This window comes from Pseudomonas sp. MAFF 730105 (genome assembly GCF_055380705.1).
Genome location: NZ_AP018438.1, coordinates 68,286 through 88,662, shown reverse-complemented (window position 1 = coordinate 88,662; position 20,377 = coordinate 68,286). Strand labels below are relative to the sequence as shown.

The window sequence follows — 20,377 nt, the reverse complement described above, 5'->3', positions numbered from 1 at the left end:
GTGTAGCCATAAACGGTTTCAGCGCGTTGGCTAGCCTATATTCACGACGAAAGGGCCACTCCGGGCCGCACAGTAACCATCTTTAACGATAAAGCACTCAATCGTATGTGACCCTCTATAAGCTGCGTGTTCGGTTCGCACCAAGTTGCCGGCAGAGACTGTTCCCTCCAAAAACTCGCCTCTCAAATCCTTAGCTTTTAGCGCGACAGGCCCAGTATTCACCACTTGCCAGAAAACTTTGTAAGGCCTTGGAAGATTGCTGCTTGCCTCAAAACGTAAAGAACTTCCTGTCGGTACGAGGGCTCCATTATTACCTACAGCTGTCGTCCGAAACCCAGCCTTGCTCATTGCACAAGAGAGGCTAACGTCACCTTGGGGGACAGTTGGCCAGGCCACGGGTTTACGGTGCGGAGCATCGAACAGACGCTGCATCGCTCCGTGAAGTCGACGGGTAGTAACTGACTTCGCAACAGCACCAGGGCTAAACCGGGTCGCAGCTTTCTCCAACAACTCACGACCAAGCCGGGGGGAAAGCAAGTCGATTATTTGAGCTAGGTCGATAGTCTCACCGGCCCGTTCAAAGTCCCTGCGCGCCGTATCGAGCCAATCATCGAATGCTAACTTTTGCTCCGGCTCTGCTTCCCACGCGTCTGCGAAATTTTCGCGTGGGTCAGAGGGATTGGCGATCCAATAGGCTTGTCCCCGAACCTCGATATATTGGTCCATCGACGCGAGGATGCTGAACAGAGCTCCGGTGACCGTGGCCTCCTGGTTATACGAATGGGCAGCCAGCGTCGATATGATGATTGATGATGGCCACCCCTCGGGCTGCTCTGAAAAACATAGGTCCCGATGCCGCTTCAGTATTTGGATTGCCGACTGTAATGGGGTTTTGACACGAAATGCTGGAATATCCGCAACGTCAGCTTTGGCCTCGCGTAGGGCCATAGCACGGCGTCGCTCATTAAAAGCTACCTCCATCCGCGTCATGAACCAGTCAGCGTAACCGTTGGGATTGCTAGATGGCCAATCGTCTGTGTAGTACAGGTAGCCAGGGTGATTGCTGTCAGTGATTGAAATCGACTTTTCTACGAATTCAATGGATAGCCTTCGTGCCTCACGGAGCGAGCGCTGACGCTGCCCGTCAGGAACAGACGGCAAAACATCCATATGGAATTGGGCAGAGTCGGCGTAGTTCAACGTCCAACAGCGGTCCCAGCCAGATGGCTCCTCCATTGAATACCGCGCCGCATACAACCTGAGCTCATGTCCAAGATCATCAAAAAGTTGCTTCTGGGTTATGGACATCTTGCTTACGCCAAACTCGCAGACGACATCCAGATCGTAGTGCTCTTCGTCGTTTAAGGGACGTATCACCGTTCCAAGTCGAAACGACCCTTGAATGTAGGCATTGATACCTAATTGCGCAAAGCGGGAAGCCGGACGCTCCAACCAATCGCAGATCGAACGGTAACTACGGTCGGCGGACGCGTAGCGTTCTTCAGGGATGTCCAAAGTGGACGCTAAATGAGTGATTAGGCGATCAGCAACAGAGGTAACCTGCGTCATGACTTTGCCTCACTACGCAGCGAGGCGGGCAAAAAGCAGTCGATTTCCCTATCAGAGAACGTGAGCTCCTCGTTGAATTTCAGCGCCTTTTGAGCTGCCGCGTAGGCCTTGGCGTCGGTCTGTGGAGCTGCTTTGTAAATAACGGAAAGTCTTTCCTGCAACTCGTCCCGTCGTTCCGAGGCCTTTTCGTAGCTAATGGCACCAGCTTTCAAATCCGTGAGTAGAGACAGATAGGACTCGCGGATAGGCCAGATGCGCGCCGCTGCATCACGATGCTTCTGGGCCGTCCCTCCGGGGTCAAACCCCTTCATGTAACCAGACAGAAATAACGTTAACAATGAAAGGATAGCAGTGACAATCTTCGCCCAGTCGGGACCAAAAACCGCCGCGATTACAGCTCCAGCAGCCGTAAACGCGGAAACTATTATCTGGAATATCTTCAGGAGTCGCAGAGTAGCGGCACACTTGTCCGCCATCTTTTCATGAGTTTTGTGGGTGTATATGACCCGACCTAAGCACTCGCGCAGTTGTCCTTCCATATGCACAAAGTCACTCATATCTGTCCTCCCTGAACGCTACTTTGGCCACCATTGTGCCACTTCCAAGCTTTGCAGTCTTCGAGGAATAAGGGGTCGGGTTCATTCTGATATTTCAGTCTGCCCCTTCCTTCTCCTCAGCCAACCTGCTCAAACCGCCGCTGCTTCATGAACAATCCCATCCCCATCCCCACGGCAAAAACCGACAGCAACCCCAGATCAAACCCCAACAAGCGGCTCTGGCCTGCCACAACGGAACCAACCGCACCCGTCGCCACCAACGCCACTCCCAGCCACTTGCGCAACAGATACGGCTTGAGAAACCAATCGAGCAGAAAGGACACCACCAAGGCAATGACCACCTGAGTAATTACGGACATATAGGTCTCCAGTCAGGTCTTGATGATTAATGTCGAGAGGGTGCGTTGCGGACCAATACCGCCGTTGACCTACGCCTCGATGCTGACCAATACATCGCCCGCAAGGTAGGTGAGTAGGATTTCATTTGGATAGAACTCTGTAGCGACAAAATGGGCTGCTACGCTCAAACAGCGGCTAAAAGCAGTGCCGTCTCCTGGACTCCCACTGCCACCGCGCTCGGAATGCTCCCCCATGAAACCACTGTATTTAGCCTTATCGCTTACCTGCCTCTCACACCCTGCCCTGGCCGAAACCCTCACCTTCGCAACATGGAACCTGGAGTGGCAGCGGTCGGCTCCGCTCAGCCAGCGAGAGTTCGAGGAGTGCTCCCAAATCAAGGCCGCTGATCGCGAGCGACTTGAAGAAACACACCCCTACCGGTGGGAATGCAAATCGCCGGCGCAGATAGCGGACATGAAGGCCGTGGCGGCACAGCTGAATGCTGATGTGATTGCCGTGCAGGAAGTCGAGAGTCCTGAGGCGCTTCAGCAGATCTGGCCGCAGGATCAGTACGATTTCTACGTCAACATGCAGAGCCCTTGGATACAGCGCACGGGGTTTGTTGTCCGCAAATCCAGCAGGCTTGAGGTCGGGAGGCTCGGCGATGTTCGCCCGCTTGGAGAGGCCTTCAAGAGTCATGCTCGCCATGGCGCGGAGTTACCCGTGACGATCAAGGGCATGACCCTCAAGCTTTTATCCGTACACCTCAAAAGTGGCTGTTTTGACCAGGCATTGAACAGCGGGTATGCGACCAAGCGTGATAAAGCTAACGGGGTCGTCACCTGCGACGTGCTTAGAAGGCAAGCACCAGCTCTGGAAGCCTGGCTCGATAAGGCAATCCAGTCTGGCGCTTCCGCAGTGATTATCGGCGATTTCAATCGTCGATTTGACGCGGAGGTTGAACACGAAACAGCGCCAGAAGTGAGTCTTTTTGCTGAGCTTTCAGATGGCGAGCCTTCTGCTGCCAGGTTGTTTCGCCCAACCGAAGGTTATGAGGCCCTTCCCGAATGCCGGGGCGGAGGCTCCAAATGGTTCATTGACCACGCATTGATAACTCGCGAGTTAAGAAAGCGCTATGTGGCCGGTTCGTTATCGGAGTTTCCTGTGCCGATGAAGGGTTCTGACCATTGCCCGCTTGTTTTCAGGATGAGGTTCTAAGCGGTTGATCGACTGGCCCATAACCTGTGGGAGCGAGCCTGCTCGCGATAGCGGTCTGTCAGTTGACGAAGTGTAGGCTGGCAGGGCCCCATCGCGAGCAGGCTCGCTCCCACAGGGGGAATGGGATTTGATCTTTAATTGAGCGGCGCTTTTTGGGGGCGCTTTGCAATAAAAAACCCGGCGTCCTGCGCCGGGTTTTTTAGTCAGTACGCGATCATCATTTGGAACTGGCTTGCGCCGCTTCAACGATCAGATCCGCCACTTTCTCCGGGTTGGACGTCATCACCACGTGGGAGGCGCCGGGGACGGTGACGGTCTTTTTCGAGCCCGCACGGTCGGCCATGAACTTCAGGGCAGCCTCGGGGATGTTCTTGTCCGCCGAACCGTAGATGAACCAGGACGGCAGTTTTTTCCAGGCCGGATCGCCAGAAGCTTCCTTCAAGGCCGCCTCGCTGATGGGCCGTTGGGTGGCGGCCATCAGTGCGGACTCAGCCGCTGGAACGTCGGCGGCGAACTGTTGGCCGAATTTGTCCTGCTGGATGTAGAGGTCCTTATTGCCGTCGTCCAGTGGCACCGGTGCGGCCAGGGTCGGCCCGAGGGTGCCGCCCGGGTAACGGCCGGACAGTTCGATGGCGGTTTCGCCTTTGTCCGGGGCGAAGGCCGCGACGTAGACCAGCGCTTTGACCCGCGGGTTGTCATGTACGGCGTTGGTGATCACGGCGCCACCGTAGGAGTGGCCTACGAGGATCACCGGGCCGGCGGTGTGCTCGACGATGTCAGCGACATAGTCGGCGTCTTGCTTCACGCCGCGCAGCGGGTTGGCGGCTGCCACCACCGGGTAGCCCTGGCTCAGCAACCGGGTGGCGACGCCATTCCAGCTGGACGATTCGGCGAAGGCGCCATGCACCAGCACGACGGTGGGCTTGGCGGCGTCGGGTTGCGTGGCGGCTGTGCTCTGAAGGGAAGTCAGCGCCATTGCTGCGGTGATGGCGGCGGCCAAGAGCGATTTGAGACTGAGCATGATCATTCCTTTTCTTTTATAGGGATGCCGGGCTCATGTGCGGCGCTGGGCGGCACATGAGCCCGGCGATGGGCTTACTTGCCGAGGAAATTCAACAGGTCCTGATTCAGGCGGTCCTTGTGGGTGTCGGTCAGCCCGTGGGGCGCACCCTGATAGACGATCAGCTCGGCGTTCTGCACCAGCTCGGCGGCGGCATGGGCGGAGGCCGCGATCGGGACGATCTGGTCGTCGTCGCCGTGCACAATCAGGGTCGGCACGTCGAACTTGGCCAGGTCGGCGCGGAAGTCCGTTGCCGAGAACGCCGCGATGCAGTCGTAGGTGTTCTTGTGGCCCGCTTGCATGCCCTGCACCCAGAACGAATCGATCAGCCCCTGGGAGACCTTCGCCCCGTCGCGGTTGAAGCCGAAGAACGGGCCCGAGGCGATGTCGCGATACAGCTGCGAGCGGTTGTCCAGTGAGGCCTGGCGCAGGCCGTCGAACACTTCGATCGGCAGGCCGCCCGGGTAGTCTGCGGTCTTGAGCATCATTGGCGGCACGGCGCTGATCAATGCGGCCTTCTTCACCCGAGCGGTACCGTGGCGACCGATGTAGCGGGTGATTTCGCCGCCACCGGTGGAGAAGCCCACCAGGGTGACGTCTTTGAGATCCAGGGCGTTGATCACAGCGGCCAGGTCATCGGCGTAGTGATCCATGTCGTTGCCTTCCCACGGCTGGCTGGAGCGGCCATGGCCGCGGCGGTCGTGGGCGATCACCCGGTAGCCTTGGTCAGCCAGGAACAGCATCTGTGATTCCCAGCTATCCGAATTCAGCGGCCAGCCATGGCTGAAGGTGACGACTTGTCCATCCTTCGGGCCCCAGTCCTTGTAGTAGAGCTGTACGCCGTCCTGGGTGGTGATATAGCTGCCGTTCTGGGTAGGGATGCTGGTGCTCATTTTTTGCTTCCTTGTTTTAGGCAGTCGGGATGACTGCTTCTGAGAAATGTATTGGAGAAATATGTCGTGTCTGAGAAGGCCGCTTTGCTGGCTGCGAGCTCAGGAGATCACCGCCGCCCGGCGTATCGAGGCCTGCCTGGCCTGGCTGCGTTTATTGGCCTGGGCCAGCTTGCCGACCAGTCGGATCGCCACGGCGGCGCAGGTGATGCCGAAGGGCAGCACGTACCAGTCGCTCATCGGGATGCGCTTGAAGTTGGAGAGGGCGAATACGGCGGCGATGACCCACATGCCAGTGACGTGCAAGGTCTTCCATGCCTTGGGGCCCAGCAGCCGGGCGGGTGCTTTGAATGAGGTCAGCGCCATCAGCAGGATGAAGGTGTAGGCGGTCCCGCCTGGAATGTTGTTCGCCACGGTGCGGGCCGGCCAGAACTCGGTATTGAGCTGCCCATAGGCGTAGATCAGCACAGCATGCACCAGGTGCGAGAAGGCAAAGGCGAGGCCGATGAAGCGTCGTTCGCGAACCAGTGCCTTGGAAAGCGGCGAAGGCACCAGTACAGCGAAGGCCGACGCGGTGAACGCGATCAGGAACAGTGCGAAGGAGGAACGGGCGGTGGCGCGGATGGCGCTGCGCAGTCCCTCGACCAGGTCGGGTTGGACAGCGACTGCCGTGATGCTCATCGCCACCACCAGGGCTGCGACCAGGCCGAACAGCTGCCAGCCCTGGGGGCGGTAGGATGGGGTATGCATGGCAAGATCTCCTGTCGTATGGGTTCGCCATTCAGGGGGCCTGATGGCGATTCGATGGGGAAAATTCTTGCAAGGAGATGTATACCGCCTATGTTCGACAACCGGCGGTTATACGTTCTTTTGAGTACGCGAATGCGCTAGATACAATGGCTTACAAACGCACGTCTATGCGTCCCGCCGGTAGCGGCTGCACTTGATGTGCAGCCAGCATGGCCTACCGATTGAGGCCGAAGTCGAGGGTCACGCAAAGACCGCCACCGTCGCGGTTGCGCAGACTCAGTGCCCCACCAATCGCGACAGTCAACTGCTGGGCGATGGCCAAACCCAGGCCGGTGCCGCCGGTGCTGCGGTTGCGTGAGCTTTCCACCCGATAGAACGGTTTGACCACCTCGGCGAGGATTTCCTCGGGAATGCCCGGGCCCCGGTCGAGCACGCTGATCGTAACGCCCGTGCTCGCGTCGCCGCTGATCTCCACTTCGGCGGTGCCGGCGTACTTCAGCGCGTTATCCACCAGATTCACCAGGATACGGCGCAGGGCATGGGGCCGTGTCTCGATGACCGCGCCGTTCGTGCCGCGCAGGCTGACCTCCCGGCCGGTGTCCTGGTAGTCGCACACCAGGCTGTCGAGAAAGGAGTCCAGGCTGATGCGGCAACTGGCCTCGGTCGCCCCATGGACGCTGCGCGCATAAGCCACGCCTTCGCGCACCAGGTGCTCGATTTCGTTCAGGTCGTTGCCCAGTTTGTCTTTCTCCAGCGAGTCGTCCATGAACTCGGCGCGCAGCTTCATGCGCGTGATGGGCGTCTGCAAGTCATGGGAAATGGCCGCCAGCAGTTGCATGCGCTCCTTCAGGTAAGCGGCGATCCGCGCCTGCATGCTGTTGAAGGCCCGGGCGGCGTAGGCCACCTCACGTGGGCCGCTTTCATCCAACTGCACGGGGTGTGCGTTCGGGTCGAGGTTCTCCACGGCCTCGGCCAGGCGGCTGAGGGGGCGTATCGCGATCCGCACGGCCAGCCAGGTGCAGCCGATCAGCAACACCAGTTGACCAACCAGGACAAAGGGCAACCAGGGCGACAACGGCTTGACCGAGGGGCGCACGTCGATGGTGACCGGGCTGCCGTCGGCCAGTCGCACCTGGGCCTGGAAATGCTGCTGCGGCCCGGGGATCTCGACGAAGGTCAGGTCATAGTTGCTGCCCAGCGAGACCTGAAGGGATTGCGCCGCTGTCGCCGCGAGATCGTTCGAGGCCAGTGGAATGCCCGGGTCATGTTCGCGCAGCAAGTAATCATAGTTACGCCGCTGCAGACGCTTGGTCCACGCCAGGCGCTCGTCGGCAGGCAGACGGTCGAGGATGGCAATGGAGGTCGCCGTGTCGTGTTCGAAGTTGCCCAACATGGCCGTCTTGGTGCTTTGGTAACGTTCGTAGTACTGGGCTGCGAACGTCAGGGACTGGGCGAGTATCAGACCGACCAGGAACACCAGCCACAGCCGCGAGGCCAGCGTGCGGGGCCATTGCAACGCGAGCTTCATGCCTGCTCCTCGAGCATTTCGACGGCGAAGGTAAAGACGTAGCCTTCATTGCGCACCGTCTTCAGGTAGAGCGGTTCCCGGGCGTCATCCAGCAAGCGCTGACGCACGCGGCTGACCAGCAGGTCAATGGAACGGTCGAAGATGTCCGCGTCACGGCCCTGGGTCAGGTTGAGCAACTGGTCGCGGCTCAGTACCCGCTGAGGATGATCGAGGAACACCCGCAGCAACCTGTATTCGGCGCCGCTCAGCGAGACGAGGGTGTCGTCTTCATCGAGCAGATGGCGGGCGGTGGTGTCGAGGCGCCACCGCCCGAACTTGAGCAGGCGGCCGCTCTCGGTGACGACGAAGTTGGGCGGCAGCATGCGGGTACGCCGCAGCACGGCATTGATACGCGCGAGCAGCTCCCGGGCGGCGAAGGGCTTGGCCAGGTAGTCGTCGGCGCCCATTTCCAGGCCAATGATGCGGTCGGTCTCGTCGCTGCGCGCCGTCAGCATCAGCACGGGAGTCGCCTTATGCTTGCCGGCGCGCAGTTCGCGGCACAGCAGCAGCCCATCATCCCCCGGCATCATGATGTCGAGCACGATCAGGTCCACCTGGTTGGTTTCGAGAAAGGCCCGCATCTGGCGGCCATCCGCGACCACGGTGGTGCGCAGACCGTTCTTCTTCAGGTAATTGCCGACCAGTTCCCTGATCTCGCGATCATCATCCACGATCAATACGTGATCGACATGTTCCATGCCCTGCTCTCCGAAATACGCGCATCGAGTGCGCAGTGTGACGATGCCCGGTTGCCGGTTGGCAGGGCAGCGCGGTTCTGCTTTTCCAGCCCGAGATTAAGCCAGAGCCCAGCCAAAACAGCAGCGATTGTATCGCTCTGTATCGCAACCCACCTCAGATACGTAACGCATCCAACCGAGGTGTTTCTCGACACAGCCGAGATACCTCACGGGCCTTAAATGAGCTCCATCGAGACAACATGAATCGCCTCGATGAAACCATCGAACTCATTGAAGGAAAACGACCATGAAACTGAAAACCATCGCTACCGCTTGCCTGATCACTGCCCTGAGCGCCGCCGCATTACCCGCCTTGGCCCAGGACAAAGCCGCCAGCGAGACCTACACCTACGGCACGCACCTGGACATCAAGCGAGTGGTCTCGCTAACTGAGGACGGCGGCCAGACCTGCGGCTTGGTAAATGCGCAGATCAACTACCTCGATTCGATGGGTGAGCAGCGGTCCCTGACGTACCTCAAGCAGGCAGACACCTGCAACAACGAAGGGAGCTGAGCTTCACGGCCCTCATTAAAGCCGCAATCATCGTGCAAACAGGAGTCACTATGAAGAAACTCAAGACCTACCTGACCGCTTTTGCCCTCGCATTGGGCGGCATGGCTGCCCACGCCAATGCCGCCGGTGAGCACAACCGAGGCAACAGCGGCCTCTGCTACCAGCTCACACCGCTGAAGAAAACGCCCTCGCCGCGGGCAGTTGGCCTTTGAAGGCGTTGTGGGGTGTATCAGGAATGGCGGTCCAGTTTCTTGAGAAACACCGTCATTTCCTTTTCGGCCTGTTTGTCGCCATGGGCGCGGGCGGCTTCCAGGCCTTGTTCCCAGGCACTGCGCGCAGCCGCTAAGTCGCCCTGGCCCTGGTGAGCCTTGCCCAACAGTTTCCAGGCGGCCGAATACTTGGGGTCGAGTTCGACGCAGCGTTGCAGGTGTTCGGCGGCGCGGGGGAATTCGTTGAGGTCAAGATAGCCCTTGCCCAGGCCGAAGCGCAGCAGCGGGTTATCCACACCCTTGGCGAGCATTTTTTCCAGGGATTCGAGCATTGGGGGCTTCCTTGTTGGTTGGGTCAGGCTCGTTCCCACGCTCTGCGTGGGAATGCAGCCAGGGACGCTCTGCGTCCCCCTATAGCCGAACGCGGAGCGTCCGTTGAGGCATTCCCACGCGGAGCGTGGGAACGATCGGCACATCCAGGGTCAGAAGAAGCTCAAGCCTACATGGAACAGCTTCTCGACATCGCGAATGTGCTTCTTGTCCACTAGGAACAGGATCACATGGTCGCCGGTCTGGATCACGGTGTCGTCATGGGCGACCAGCACTTCTTCGTCGCGGATGATCGCGCCGATGGTGGTGCCCGGCGGCAGGCCGATGTCGCGGATGGCCCGGCCGATCACTTTGCTGGACTTGGCATCGCCGTGGGCAATGGCCTCAATGGCTTCGGCCGCGCCACGGCGCAGGGAGTGCACGCTGACGATGTCACCGCGACGCACATGCGCGAGCAAGGTGCCGATGGTTGCCAGTTGCGGGCTGATGGCGATGTCGATGTCGCCGCCCTGGATCAGGTCGACGTAGGCCGGGTTGTTGATGATGGTCATCACTTTCCGCGCCCCCAGGCGCTTGGCCAGCAATGACGACATGATGTTGGCTTCGTCGTCGTTGGTCAGGGCCAGGAAGATGTCGGCGTCGGCGATGTTTTCTTCCAGCAGCAGGTCGCGGTCCGAAGCACTGCCCTGCAGCACCACGGTGCTGTCGAGGGTGTCCGAAAGGTAGCGGCAGCGGGCCGGGTTCATCTCGATGATCTTCACCTGGTAGCGGCTTTCAATGGCTTCGGCCAGGCGCTCGCCGATCTGCCCGCCGCCAGCGATGACGATGCGCTTGTAGTTCTCGTCGAGACGGCGCATTTCGCTCATCACCGCACGAATATTCGCCTTGGCGGCGATGAAAAATACCTCGTCGTCCGCCTCGATCACCGTATCGCCCTGGGGCAGGATCGGACGATCACGGCGGAAGATCGCCGCGACCCGGGTTTCCACGTTCGGCATGTGCTCGCGCAACTGACGCAGCTGCTGCCCCACCAACGGTCCGCCGTAGTAGGCCTTGACCGCCACCAGCTGCGCCTTGCCTTCGGCAAAGTCGATCACCTGCAGGGCACCGGGATGCTCGATCAGGCGCTTGATGTAGTTGGTCACCACCTGCTCGGGGCTGATCAACACATCCACCGGGATCGCTTCGTTGTCGAACAGGTCGGCGCGGGTCAGGTAGGCCGCTTCCCGCACCCGGGCGATCTTGGTCGGGGTGTGGAACAGGGTGTGGGCGACCTGGCAGGCGACCATGTTGGTTTCGTCGCTGTTGGTGACGGCCACCAGCATGTCGGCATCGTCGGCGCCGGCCTGGCGCAGCACGGTCGGTAGGGAACCCCGCCCTTGCACGGTACGGATGTCGAGACGGTCACCGAGGTCGCGCAGGCGTTCGCCGTCGGTGTCGACCACCGTGATGTCGTTGGCCTCGCTGGCCAGATGCTCCGCCAGCGAACCGCCGACCTGTCCTGCGCCGAGGATGATGATTTTCATCCGTTCACTCCTATCGAATCGGTCTTAGCCGCGTGCGGCGGCGATCTTGATCAGCTTGGCGTAGTAGAACCCATCGTGCCCGCCCTCTTGGGCCAGCAACTGGCGGCCGTGGGGCTGTTTCAGGCCGGCCTGGGTGGCGATGTCCAGTTCCCGGGCGCCGGGGGTGCGGGCGAGGAACGCTTCGATCACTTCGGTGTTCTCGGTCGGCAAGGTCGAGCAGGTGGCATAGAGCAGGATGCCGCCGACATCGAGGGTCTGCCACAGGGCGTCGAGCAACTCGCCCTGGAGCAGCGCCAAGGCAGCGATGTCGTCCGGTTGGCGGGTGAGCTTGATGTCCGGGTGACGACGGATCACGCCGGTGGCCGAACACGGCGCGTCCAGCAGGATGCGCTGGAATGGCTTGCCATCCCACCAGGCTGCAGTGTCGCGACCGTCGGCGGCGATCAGCTCGGCGTCCAGGCCCAGGCGCTCGAGGTTTTCTTTCACGCGCACCAGGCGTTTGGCTTCCAGGTCTACCGCCACCACGCCGGCCAGTTTCGGCTCGGCTTCGAGGATGTGGCAGGTCTTGCCCCCCGGTGCGCAGCAGGCGTCCAGCACCCGTTGCCCAGTCGCCAGCTCCAGCAGGTCGGCGGCCAGTTGGGCGGCTTCGTCCTGGACGCTGATCCAGCCGTCGGCGAAGCCCGGCAGGGCGCGCACATCGCCCGGGGTTTCCAGCAGGATGCCGTCGCGGCTGTACACGCATGGCCGGGCCGGAATGCCATTCTCGCCCAGCAAGGCCAGGTAGGCATCGCGGGTATGGTGGCGACGGTTGACCCGCAGGATCATCGGCGGATGGGCATTGTTGGCCGCGCAGATGGCTTCCCATTGCTCTGGCCAGAACGCCTTCAAGGCTTTCTGCAACCAGCGCGGATGAGCGGTGCGCACCACCGGATCATGCTCCAGCTCGGCCAGCAGGCTTTCGCTTTCCCGTTGGGCACGGCGCAACACGGCATTGAGCAAGGCCTTGGCCCAGGGTTTCTTCAGTTTGTCGGCGCAGCCCACGGTTTCGCCGATGGCGGCGTGGGCGGGCACACGGGTGTAGAGCAATTGGTAAAGTCCCACCAACAGCAGCGCTTCGACGTCGGCGTCGGCGGCCTTGAATGGTTTCTGCAACAGCTTGGCCGCAAGCGCCGACAGCCGAGGCTGCCAGCGAGCAGTGCCGAACGCCAGGTCCTGGGTGAAACCGCGATCACGGTCCTCGACCTTGTCCAACTGGGTCGGCAAGGAACTGTTGAGCGACGCTTTGCCGCTGAGCACGGCGGCAAGCGCCTTGGCGGCGGCCAGACGCGGGTTCATGAAGCCTCCACCGCTTGGCCGAGGACGCTGCCAACGGCAAATTTCTCACGCCGGCTGTTGAACAAGTCGCTGAAGTTCAGCGCCTTGCCGCCGGGCAGTTGCAGGCGGGTCAGGCACAGTGCCTGTTCGCCACAGGCCACGACGAGGCCGTCCTTGCTGGCCTCGAGGATCTGCCCCGGAGCGCCCTTCCCTTCGGCGCACTGGGCGGCCAGTACCTTCACCGCTTCGCCGTTCAAGGTGCTGTGGCAGATCGGCCACGGGTTGAAGGCGCGGACCAGCCGCTCCAGCTCGACCGCCGGACGGCTCCAGTCGATGCGGGCCTCGTCCTTGTTCAATTTGTGCGCGTAGGTGGCGAGGCTGTCATCCTGCACTTCGCCTTCCAGGGTACCGGCGGCCAGGCCGGCAATGGCCTCGACCACGGCCGGCGGGCCGATCAGTGCGAGGCGGTCGTGCAGGCTGCCACCGGTGTCTTCGGCGCTGATGGGGGTGGCGACCTTGAGCAGCATCGGCCCGGTGTCCAGGCCCGCCTCCATGCGCATCACGGTCACGCCGCTCTCGGCATCGCCCGCTTCCACGGCGCGCTGGATCGGCGCCGCACCGCGCCAGCGCGGCAGCAGCGAGGCGTGACTGTTGATGCAGCCCAGGCGCGGGATGTCCAGCACCACTTGGGGCAGGATCAGGCCATAGGCAACCACCACCATCAGGTCCGGCTTCAGCGCGGCCAGTTCGGCCTGGGCTTGCCCATCACGCAGGGTCGGCGGCTGCAACACCTGCAAACCGTTTTCCAGGGCCAGTTGCTTGACCGGGCTGGGCATCAGTTTCTGCCCGCGGCCGGCCGGCCGGTCCGGCTGGGTGTAGACCGCGATGATTTCATGGGGGCTGGCCAGCAGGGCCTTGAGGTGTTCGGCGGCAAACTCGGGAGTGCCGGCAAAGACGATGCGCAGTGGCTCAGTCATGGAAGCTCTCAATCAACAACAGTCGCATAAAGAAAAAAGGCTTGCCGCGGCAAGCCTTTGAAGGGGGCATCAAGCATTCTGGCGATGGATCTTTTCCAGCTTCTTCTTGATCCGGTCACGCTTGAGGGTCGACAGGTAATCCACGAACAACTTGCCGTTGAGGTGGTCACACTCATGCTGGATGCACACCGCCAGCAACCCTTCGGCGACCAGTTCGTATGGCTGGCCGTCACGGTCCAAAGCCTTGATTCTGACTTTCTGTGGACGGTCGACGTTCTCGTAGAAGCCCGGTACCGAGAGGCAGCCTTCCTGGTATTGGTCCATCTCGTCGGTGAGGGTTTCGAACTCGGGGTTGATGAACACCCGTGGCTCGCTGCGGTCTTCTGAGAGGTCCATGACGACAATACGCTTGTGCACGTTGACCTGGGTCGCGGCGAGGCCGATGCCTGGCGCTTCATACATTGTTTCAAACATGTCATCGACCAACTGACGCACTTCGTCGTCCACTACGGCCACCGGTTTGGCAATCGTGCGCAGGCGCGGGTCCGGAAATTCGAGAATGTTCAAAATGGCCATAAGCTTGATAAATGCACGTGTGAGGTAAAGTCGGGTGGCTGGCCTGGCGTGTATTGGGATGCAGGCTACCGTTGTAAAACGTTGCTCTTGATACGGAGCGAGCCACGGGGGCTCTGGCGTTTTACGCGAACGCACATGATAAAGGGATTCACCGCATGAGGAAATCACTACTCGCCCTGCTGCTCCTGGCCTCGGCCGGTATCGCGCACGGGCAAGTGCAACTTCGGGAAGGTTTCCCGCAGCAATACACCGTGGTCGCTGGCGACACGCTGTGGGACATTTCTGGCAAATACCTGCGCGAACCGTGGAAATGGCCCGAACTCTGGCAGGCCAACCCGCAGATCGAGAACCCGAACCTGATTTACCCCGGCGATACCCTGTCACTGGTCTACGTCAATGGCCAGCCACGGCTGACCCTCAATCGCGGCGCCTCCCGGGGCACCATCAAGCTGTCGCCGCGGATCCGCAGCTCGCCGGTGGCTGATGCCATCCCGAGCATCCCGTTGCAGGCCATCAACAGCTTCCTGCTGAGCAACCGCATCGTCGACACGGCGGCGGATTTCAACAAGGCGCCCTACGTCGTCGCCGGCAATGCCGAACGGGTGCTCAGCGGCGCCGGGGACCAGATCTTCGCCCGTGGGGCATTCGACACCGACCAGTCGGCCTACGGCATCTTCCGCCAGGGCAAGGTCTACACCGATCCGCAGACCAAGGAGTTACTGGGCATCAACGCCGACGACATCGGCAGCGCCGAAGTCGTGGCGGCCGAGGGCGACGTCACCACCCTCACCCTGCAACGCACCACCCAGGAAGTACGCCTCGGCGATCGACTGTTCAGCGGCGAAGAACGCTCGATCAATTCGACATTCATGCCCAGCGCGCCGAAAACGGACATCAACGGGCTGATCCTCGACGTGCCACGGGGCGTAACCCAGATCGGCGCGCTGGATGTGGTCACCCTGAACAAGGGCCGGCGCGACGGGCTGGCCGAGGGCAATGTCCTGGCAGTGATGAAGACCGGTGAAACCGTGCGCGACCGCGTCACCGGCGAACCGGTGAAGATCCCCGACGAACGGGCCGGCCTGCTGATGGTGTTCCGCACCTACGACAAGCTCAGCTACGGCCTGGTGCTGTATGCCTCGCGCTCGCTGGCGGTGCTCGACAAGGTGCGCAATCCATAACGGGTCTCACAACTTACCAACAGAGTTATCCACAGCTTGTTCCCGTTTGAACGGGATATATGACGATCAAGGATTGATCACATGACATTGCCTGAATGCCCCCCGGTTTCCCCTGCGGAACTGGAGGCTCGCCTGCGCCTGCACCGCTTGCCGGAGCTGGGACCCAAACGTTTCATGACCCTGATGGAAGCCTTCGGCTCGGCTTCCAAAGCCCTCAGCGCGCCGGCCAGCGCATGGCGGGCGCTGGGGTTGCCCGTGGCGAGCGCCGAAGCCCGGCGCAACCCGGATGTGCGCGACGGCGCCGCCCACGCATTGGCCTGGCTGGAGGGTTCGGGCCAGCATTTGCTGATGTGGGACCAGCCTGACTACCCGGCACTGCTGGCACAGATCAGCGATCCGCCACCGCTGCTGTTCGCCGCTGGCGACCCCACCATCCTGGAAAAACCGCAGCTGGCGATGGTGGGCAGTCGCCGCGCCTCGCGTCCGGGGATGGACACGGCCGCGGCGTTTTCCCGCAGCCTGGCCAGCGCCGGTTTTGTCATCACCAGCGGCCTGGCCCTGGGCATCGACGCAGCGGCCCATCAGGCGGCACTGGATGTCGGCGGGCAAACCGTCGGGGTGCTCGGCACCGGCCTGGAAAATTTTTATCCACAGCGCAACCGCCGCTTGGCGGACGCGATGATTGCCCAAGGCAGCGCGGTGCTCTCGGAGTTTCCGTTGGACGCCCCACCCCACGCCAGCCATTTTCCGCGCCGCAACCGGATCATCAGCGGCTTGTCCCTCGGTGTTCTGGTGGTCGAAGCCAGTGTCGCCAGCGGTTCGCTGATCACGGCGCGCCTGGCGGCGGAACAGGGGCGCGAGGTGTACGCCATTCCGGGATCGATCCATCACCCGGGTGCCCGGGGTTGTCATCAATTGATCCGTGACGGTGCGGCGCTGGTGGAAACCGTGGAGCACATTCTCGAAGCCTTGCGCGGGTGGCAACGCCTGCCGCCGGCCCTGGAGCCGGCGCCTGTCAGCCATCCGCTGTTGCGCCTGCTCCATGCCGCGCCGCTCACCAGCGAAGCGTTGGCCGAGGCCAGTGGCTGGGGATTGCCCAAAGTGCTGGCGGCGCTGACCGAACTGGAGATGGAAGGACGTGCCACCTGCGACAACGGCCGCTGGTTTGCGCGCACGCGCTAGGTTTTATGGGGAAGATCGGTAAACTGCGCACAGCCTTATCTTGTGTTGCGGAGAATCTTTCATGGTCAACAGTTGGCGTGTGCAACAAGCCGCGCGAGAAATTCGCGCCGGGGCGGTGATTGCCTATCCAACCGAAGCGGTCTGGGGCCTGGGTTGCGATCCATGGAACGAGGAAGCGGTGGAGCGCCTGCTGGCGATCAAGTCGCGGTTGCCCGACAAGGGTTTGATCCTGGTGGCGGACAACATCCATCAGTTCGACTTCCTGTTCGAAGACTTCCCCGACACCTGGATGGACCGCATGGCCAGCACCTGGCCGGGACCCAACACCTGGCTGGTACCGCACCAGAACCTGTTGCCGGAATGGATCACCGGGGTGCACGATACGGTGGCGCTGCGGGTCAGCGATCACCCTACCGTGCGGGACCTGTGCTCGCTGGTCGGGCCGCTGGTGTCCACCTCGGCCAACCCCCAAGGCCGCCCGGCAGCGCGCACGCGGATTCGCGTCGAGCAGTACTTCCGCGGGCAGATCGACCTGGTACTCGGCGGCAACCTGGGCGGGCGCAAGAACCCCAGCGTGATTCGCGACCTGGCCACCGGGAAAGTGGTACGGCCGGACTGAGCCCGGCCCCAACCTCCGGATTCAATACCTATTCAATGTGGGAGCGAGCCTGCTCGCGATAGCGCCGGTCAGACGAATAAGTGTTGTCTGATACACCGCCATCGCGAGCAGGCTCGCTCCCACAGGGTTTGTGTTACCACAGACCCTATGCACACCACAGTTCAGATGTGGGAGCGGGCTTGCTCGCGAAAGCGGTGGGTCAGCAACATCGATATTGGCTGACCCGACGCATTCGCGAGCAAGCCCGCTCCCACAGAGGTTTTGTGTTGCCACAGAACTTATGCACACCACCATTTCAAGGCAGCAGGATCGTCGACCCCGTCGTGCGCCGCGCCGACAATTCGGCCTGGGCCTTGGCCGCTTCCGCCAATGGATAACGCTGATTGATATCCACCGTAAGCTTGCCGCTGCTGATCATCCCGAACAGTTCGTCGGCCATGCGTTGCAGGTTTTCGGCGTTGTTGGCGTAAGTCGCCAGGGTCGGCCGGGTTACGTACAGCGAGCCTTTCGCCGACAGAATCCCCAGGTTCACCCCGTCCACCGCTCCCGAGGCATTGCCGAAGCTCACCAGCAGGCCACGGGGCGCGACGCAATCGAGCGAGGTCAGCCAGGTGTCCTTGCCAACCCCGTCGTACACCACCGGGACTTTCTTGCCGTCCGTCAATTCCAGCACCCGCTGTGCGACGTTTTCCTTGCTGTAATCGATGGTTTCCCAGGCGCCATGGGCTTTGGCGACGGCCGCTTTTTCCGCCGAGCTCACGGTACCGATCAGCTTCACGCCCAAAGCCTTGGCCCATTGGCAGGCCAGGGAGCCGACGCCACCGGCAGCGGCATGGAACAGGATGGTTTCGCCACCCTTGAGCTCATAGGTCTGGCGCAGCAGATACTGCACCGTCAGGCCCTTGAGCATGACGCCGGCAGCCTGTTCGAAACTGATGGACTCAGGCAGGTGCACCAGGTTGGCCTCGGGCAACACATGCACATCGCTGTAGGCCCCCAGCGGGCCGCTGCCATAGGCCACCCGATCGCCCACTTTGAACCGGGTGACGCCTGAGCCGACCGCCTCGACCACGCCCGCACCCTCGGCGCCCAGGCCCGAAGGCAGGGCCGGCGGAGGATAAAGACCACTGCGGTAATAGGTGTCGATGAAATTCAGACCGATGGCCCGGTTGCTCACGCGCACCTGCTGCGGGCCTGGTTCGGCAGGTTGGTAATCCACGTACTCAAGCACTTCGGGGCCGCCGTGGGAACTGAACTGGATACGTTTGGCCATCTTCACTTTCTCCTTGTCGCAGGACTTTTTACCAAGCCTGACATCGGACTCCTAAGCTTGACCTTCGTCAACTGTGGCGTGGGCAAGTGCGGTGGTATCCTGTGCGCCCATTGGCCACCGGCCCGCTGTACGCCGCGTAGCCCAGTCCTGATCAAAGGGGGTGTCATGACCACTCGCACCGAGGCCGTGAAAGCCTATCTGCTCGACCTGCAAGACCGCATCTGCGCTGCACTGGAAGCCGAGGACGGCGGCACTCGCTTCGTCGAAGACGCCTGGACCCGGCCTGCCGGCGGTGGCGGTCGCACCCGGGTGCTGGAGAACGGTACGGTCATTGAAAAGGGCGGTGTCAATTTTTCCCACGTCTTCGGCAGCGGTCTCCCACCGTCGGCCAGCGCCCATCGGCCGGAGCTGGCCGGACGCGGCTTCGAAGCCCTGGGCGTGTCGCTGGTGATCCATCCGCACAACCCCCACGTTCCGACCTCCCACGCCAACGTGCGCTTCTTCAGCGCGGAAAAAGAAGGCGAAGAACCGGTCTGGTGGTTCGGCGGTGGCTTCGACCTGACGCCGTACTACGGTGTCGCCGAAGACTGCGTGCACTGGCACCGCGTGGCCGAACAGGCCTGTGCCCCGTTCGGCCCAGAGGTGTATCCGCGCTACAAGGCCTGGTGCGACAGCTATTTCCACCTCAAGCATCGGAACGAACCCCGGGGTATCGGCGGCCTGTTTTTCGATGACCTGAACGAGTGGGGATTCGACACCTGCTTCGCCTTCATCCGTGCCATCGGCGATGCCTACATCGAGGCCTACCTGCCCATCGTGCGCCGGCGCAAACACGAGCCGTTCACCGCGAAGCAACGGGAGTTCCAGGAATTCCGTCGCGGGCGCTACGTGGAATTCAACCTGGTCTACGACCGCGGCACCCTGTTCGGGCTGCAATCGGGCGGACGGACCGAGTCGATCCTGATGTCCCTGCCGCCGCAGGTACGCTGGGGTTACGACTGGAAAGCCGAGCCGGGCAGCGAAGAAGCGCGCCTGACCGAGTACTTCCTGCAGGATCGCGATTGGCTGGCGCAGGCCTGAACGGAGACTGACCCGATGACCATGGACCGCTACGTTGTAATGGGTAACCCCATCGGCCACAGCAAGTCGCCGTTGATCCATCGCCTGTTTGCCGAACAGACCGGGCAGACACTGGACTACAGCACCCTTCTGGCCCCCCTGGATGATTTTGCCGGCTGCGCGCGGGAATTTTTCCGCGAGGGACGTGGGGCGAATGTCACCGTACCGTTCAAGGAAGACGCTTTCCGACTGGCTGACAGCCTGACCGAGCGGGCGCAGCGGGCCGGGGCGGTTAATACCCTGAGCAAGTTGGCCGATGGTCGTCTGTTGGGCGACAACACCGACGGCGCCGGGCTGGTGCGGGACCTGACCGTCAATGCCGGTTTCAGCCTCAAGGGCAAACGCATCCTGGTGCTGGGGGCCGGAGGCGCGGTACGCGGCGCCCTGGAGCCGCTGCTGGCCGAGGCACCGGCTTCGGTGATCATCGCCAACCGTACCGTAGAAAAAGCCGAATTGCTGGCCGAGTTGTTCGCGGACCTGGGCCCGGTCTCGGCCAGTGGTTTCGATTGGCTGCGCGAGCCGGTGGACCTGATCATCAACGCCACGTCCGCGAGCCTGTCAGGGGATGTACCGCCGATTGCAGGCAGCCTGATCGAACCCGGCAAGACCGTTTGCTACGACATGATGTACGGCAAGGAGCCTACTTCGTTCTGCCGCTGGGCCAGCGAACAGGGCGCCGCGGTGGCGATGGACGGCCTGGGCATGCTGGCGGAACAGGCGGGCGAAGCGTTCTACCTGTGGCGCGGCGTGCGCCCGGACACCGCGCCGGTGCTGGCCGAGTTGCGTCGCCAGCTGGCGCTCTAAACCACTGTGGGAGCAAAGCTTGCTCGCGAGACAGGCACCTCGGTTTTCAACAGACCGGGTCGCTTT

General features: G+C 61.8%; 22 protein-coding genes. 8 read left to right on the top strand and 14 right to left on the bottom strand.

Going from position 1 to position 20,377, the window contains the following annotated elements:
• Positions 1-30 precede the first annotated feature (30 nt).
• The 3 genes from PCOSP_RS00400 to PCOSP_RS00390 all read right to left on the bottom strand — a co-directional run bounded on the left by PCOSP_RS00400 (position 31) and on the right by PCOSP_RS00390 (position 2,485).
• Positions 31-1,569 carry a nucleotide-binding domain-containing protein gene (locus tag PCOSP_RS00400; protein WP_464710051.1) on the bottom strand — a complete coding sequence of 513 codons (1,539 nt, stop codon included), beginning with the start codon at positions 1,567-1,569 and terminating at the stop codon, positions 31-33.
• Complete coding sequence (locus PCOSP_RS00395; RefSeq protein ID WP_464710049.1) at positions 1,566-2,126, bottom strand: DUF4231 domain-containing protein; 561 nt, start codon at positions 2,124-2,126, stop codon at positions 1,566-1,568. Before PCOSP_RS00395 ends, PCOSP_RS00400 begins: the two co-directional genes overlap by 4 nt.
• Positions 2,127-2,242: 116 nt before the next feature.
• Entirely contained in the window at positions 2,243-2,485 is a 243-nt protein-coding gene (locus PCOSP_RS00390; protein WP_464710047.1) for a hypothetical protein, read from the bottom strand.
• A gap of 232 nt (positions 2,486-2,717) precedes the next feature.
• On the opposite strand from PCOSP_RS00390, the gene PCOSP_RS00385 reads away from it, so the two are divergent.
• On the top strand, positions 2,718-3,683 hold the full coding sequence (locus tag PCOSP_RS00385) for an endonuclease/exonuclease/phosphatase family protein (protein ID WP_139641522.1): 966 nt from the start codon (positions 2,718-2,720) through the stop codon (positions 3,681-3,683).
• Positions 3,684-3,900: 217 nt separating this feature from the next.
• Here the strand turns inward: PCOSP_RS00385 and PCOSP_RS00380 are convergent, their stop codons facing one another.
• From PCOSP_RS00380 to PCOSP_RS00360, 5 genes are all read right to left on the bottom strand, one after another.
• The gene (locus PCOSP_RS00380) at positions 3,901-4,710 is read right to left on the bottom strand and encodes an alpha/beta fold hydrolase (RefSeq protein ID WP_139641521.1); all 810 of its coding nucleotides are present in this window, start codon (positions 4,708-4,710) and stop codon (positions 3,901-3,903) included.
• 68 nt (positions 4,711-4,778) lie between these two features.
• On the bottom strand, positions 4,779-5,636 hold the full coding sequence (locus PCOSP_RS00375) for an alpha/beta fold hydrolase (protein WP_139641519.1): 858 nt from the start codon (positions 5,634-5,636) through the stop codon (positions 4,779-4,781).
• Positions 5,637-5,735: 99 nt separating this feature from the next.
• Positions 5,736-6,383, bottom strand: a complete 648-nt coding sequence (locus PCOSP_RS00370; RefSeq protein WP_218938862.1) for a ferric reductase-like transmembrane domain-containing protein — start codon at positions 6,381-6,383, stop codon at positions 5,736-5,738.
• A 214-nt stretch (positions 6,384-6,597) separates the two neighbouring features.
• Positions 6,598-7,911: an ATP-binding protein gene (locus PCOSP_RS00365; protein WP_139641517.1), complete on the bottom strand. Its 1,314-nt coding sequence runs from the start codon at positions 7,909-7,911 to the stop codon at positions 6,598-6,600.
• Entirely contained in the window at positions 7,908-8,648 is a 741-nt protein-coding gene (locus tag PCOSP_RS00360) for a response regulator (protein ID WP_041023914.1), read from the bottom strand. Before PCOSP_RS00360 ends, PCOSP_RS00365 begins: the two co-directional genes overlap by 4 nt.
• 286 nt (positions 8,649-8,934) lie before the next feature.
• Here PCOSP_RS00360 and PCOSP_RS00355 point away from each other — a divergent pair, with 286 nt between their 5' ends.
• A complete protein-coding gene (locus tag PCOSP_RS00355) occupies positions 8,935-9,201 on the top strand; it encodes a DUF2790 domain-containing protein (protein WP_041023913.1) in 267 nt (88 codons plus the stop codon).
• A gap of 50 nt (positions 9,202-9,251) precedes the next feature.
• Entirely contained in the window at positions 9,252-9,413 is a 162-nt protein-coding gene (locus PCOSP_RS00350) for a hypothetical protein (RefSeq protein WP_154673559.1), read from the top strand.
• A gap of 17 nt (positions 9,414-9,430) precedes the next feature.
• On the opposite strand, the gene PCOSP_RS00345 is transcribed toward PCOSP_RS00350, so the two are convergent.
• The 5 genes from PCOSP_RS00345 to def all read right to left on the bottom strand — a co-directional run bounded on the left by PCOSP_RS00345 (position 9,431) and on the right by def (position 14,133).
• Complete coding sequence (locus tag PCOSP_RS00345; protein ID WP_175362237.1) at positions 9,431-9,742, bottom strand: tetratricopeptide repeat protein; 312 nt, start codon at positions 9,740-9,742, stop codon at positions 9,431-9,433.
• 150 nt (positions 9,743-9,892) lie between these two features.
• On the bottom strand, positions 9,893-11,266 hold the full coding sequence (gene trkA, locus PCOSP_RS00340; protein WP_139641511.1) for a Trk system potassium transporter TrkA: 1,374 nt from the start codon (positions 11,264-11,266) through the stop codon (positions 9,893-9,895).
• Between the two features lie 24 nt (positions 11,267-11,290).
• Positions 11,291-12,601 (bottom strand): 16S rRNA (cytosine(967)-C(5))-methyltransferase RsmB, encoded by a 1,311-nt coding sequence (rsmB, locus tag PCOSP_RS00335; RefSeq protein ID WP_464710045.1) that lies wholly within the window; start codon positions 12,599-12,601, stop codon positions 11,291-11,293.
• Positions 12,598-13,557 carry a methionyl-tRNA formyltransferase gene (gene fmt / locus PCOSP_RS00330; protein WP_139641508.1) on the bottom strand — a complete coding sequence of 320 codons (960 nt, stop codon included), beginning with the start codon at positions 13,555-13,557 and terminating at the stop codon, positions 12,598-12,600. Before fmt ends, rsmB begins: the two co-directional genes overlap by 4 nt.
• A gap of 69 nt (positions 13,558-13,626) precedes the next feature.
• Complete coding sequence (gene def, locus PCOSP_RS00325; protein ID WP_041023908.1) at positions 13,627-14,133, bottom strand: peptide deformylase; 507 nt, start codon at positions 14,131-14,133, stop codon at positions 13,627-13,629.
• 155 nt (positions 14,134-14,288) lie between these two features.
• On the opposite strand from def, the gene PCOSP_RS00320 reads away from it, so the two are divergent.
• The 3 genes from PCOSP_RS00320 (at position 14,289) to tsaC (ending at position 17,115) form a co-directional block, all read left to right on the top strand.
• Positions 14,289-15,314: a LysM peptidoglycan-binding domain-containing protein gene (locus PCOSP_RS00320; RefSeq protein WP_139641506.1), complete on the top strand. Its 1,026-nt coding sequence runs from the start codon at positions 14,289-14,291 to the stop codon at positions 15,312-15,314.
• A gap of 81 nt (positions 15,315-15,395) precedes the next feature.
• Complete coding sequence (gene dprA, locus PCOSP_RS00315) at positions 15,396-16,496, top strand: DNA-processing protein DprA (protein ID WP_175362238.1); 1,101 nt, start codon at positions 15,396-15,398, stop codon at positions 16,494-16,496.
• A gap of 61 nt (positions 16,497-16,557) precedes the next feature.
• Positions 16,558-17,115 carry an L-threonylcarbamoyladenylate synthase type 1 TsaC gene (gene tsaC / locus PCOSP_RS00310; protein ID WP_003196294.1) on the top strand — a complete coding sequence of 186 codons (558 nt, stop codon included), beginning with the start codon at positions 16,558-16,560 and terminating at the stop codon, positions 17,113-17,115.
• A gap of 295 nt (positions 17,116-17,410) precedes the next feature.
• On the opposite strand, the gene PCOSP_RS00305 is transcribed toward tsaC, so the two are convergent.
• The gene (locus tag PCOSP_RS00305) at positions 17,411-18,388 is read right to left on the bottom strand and encodes an NADPH:quinone reductase (RefSeq protein ID WP_175362240.1); all 978 of its coding nucleotides are present in this window, start codon (positions 18,386-18,388) and stop codon (positions 17,411-17,413) included.
• A 165-nt stretch (positions 18,389-18,553) separates the two neighbouring features.
• Between PCOSP_RS00305 and hemF the strand changes: the two genes are divergently transcribed.
• Both hemF and aroE read left to right on the top strand, forming a co-directional pair.
• Entirely contained in the window at positions 18,554-19,468 is a 915-nt protein-coding gene (gene hemF / locus PCOSP_RS00300) for an oxygen-dependent coproporphyrinogen oxidase (protein ID WP_024778435.1), read from the top strand.
• Positions 19,469-19,489: 21 nt separating this feature from the next.
• Complete coding sequence (aroE, locus tag PCOSP_RS00295) at positions 19,490-20,311, top strand: shikimate dehydrogenase (RefSeq protein WP_041023175.1); 822 nt, start codon at positions 19,490-19,492, stop codon at positions 20,309-20,311.
• Positions 20,312-20,377: the final 66 nt, after the last annotated feature.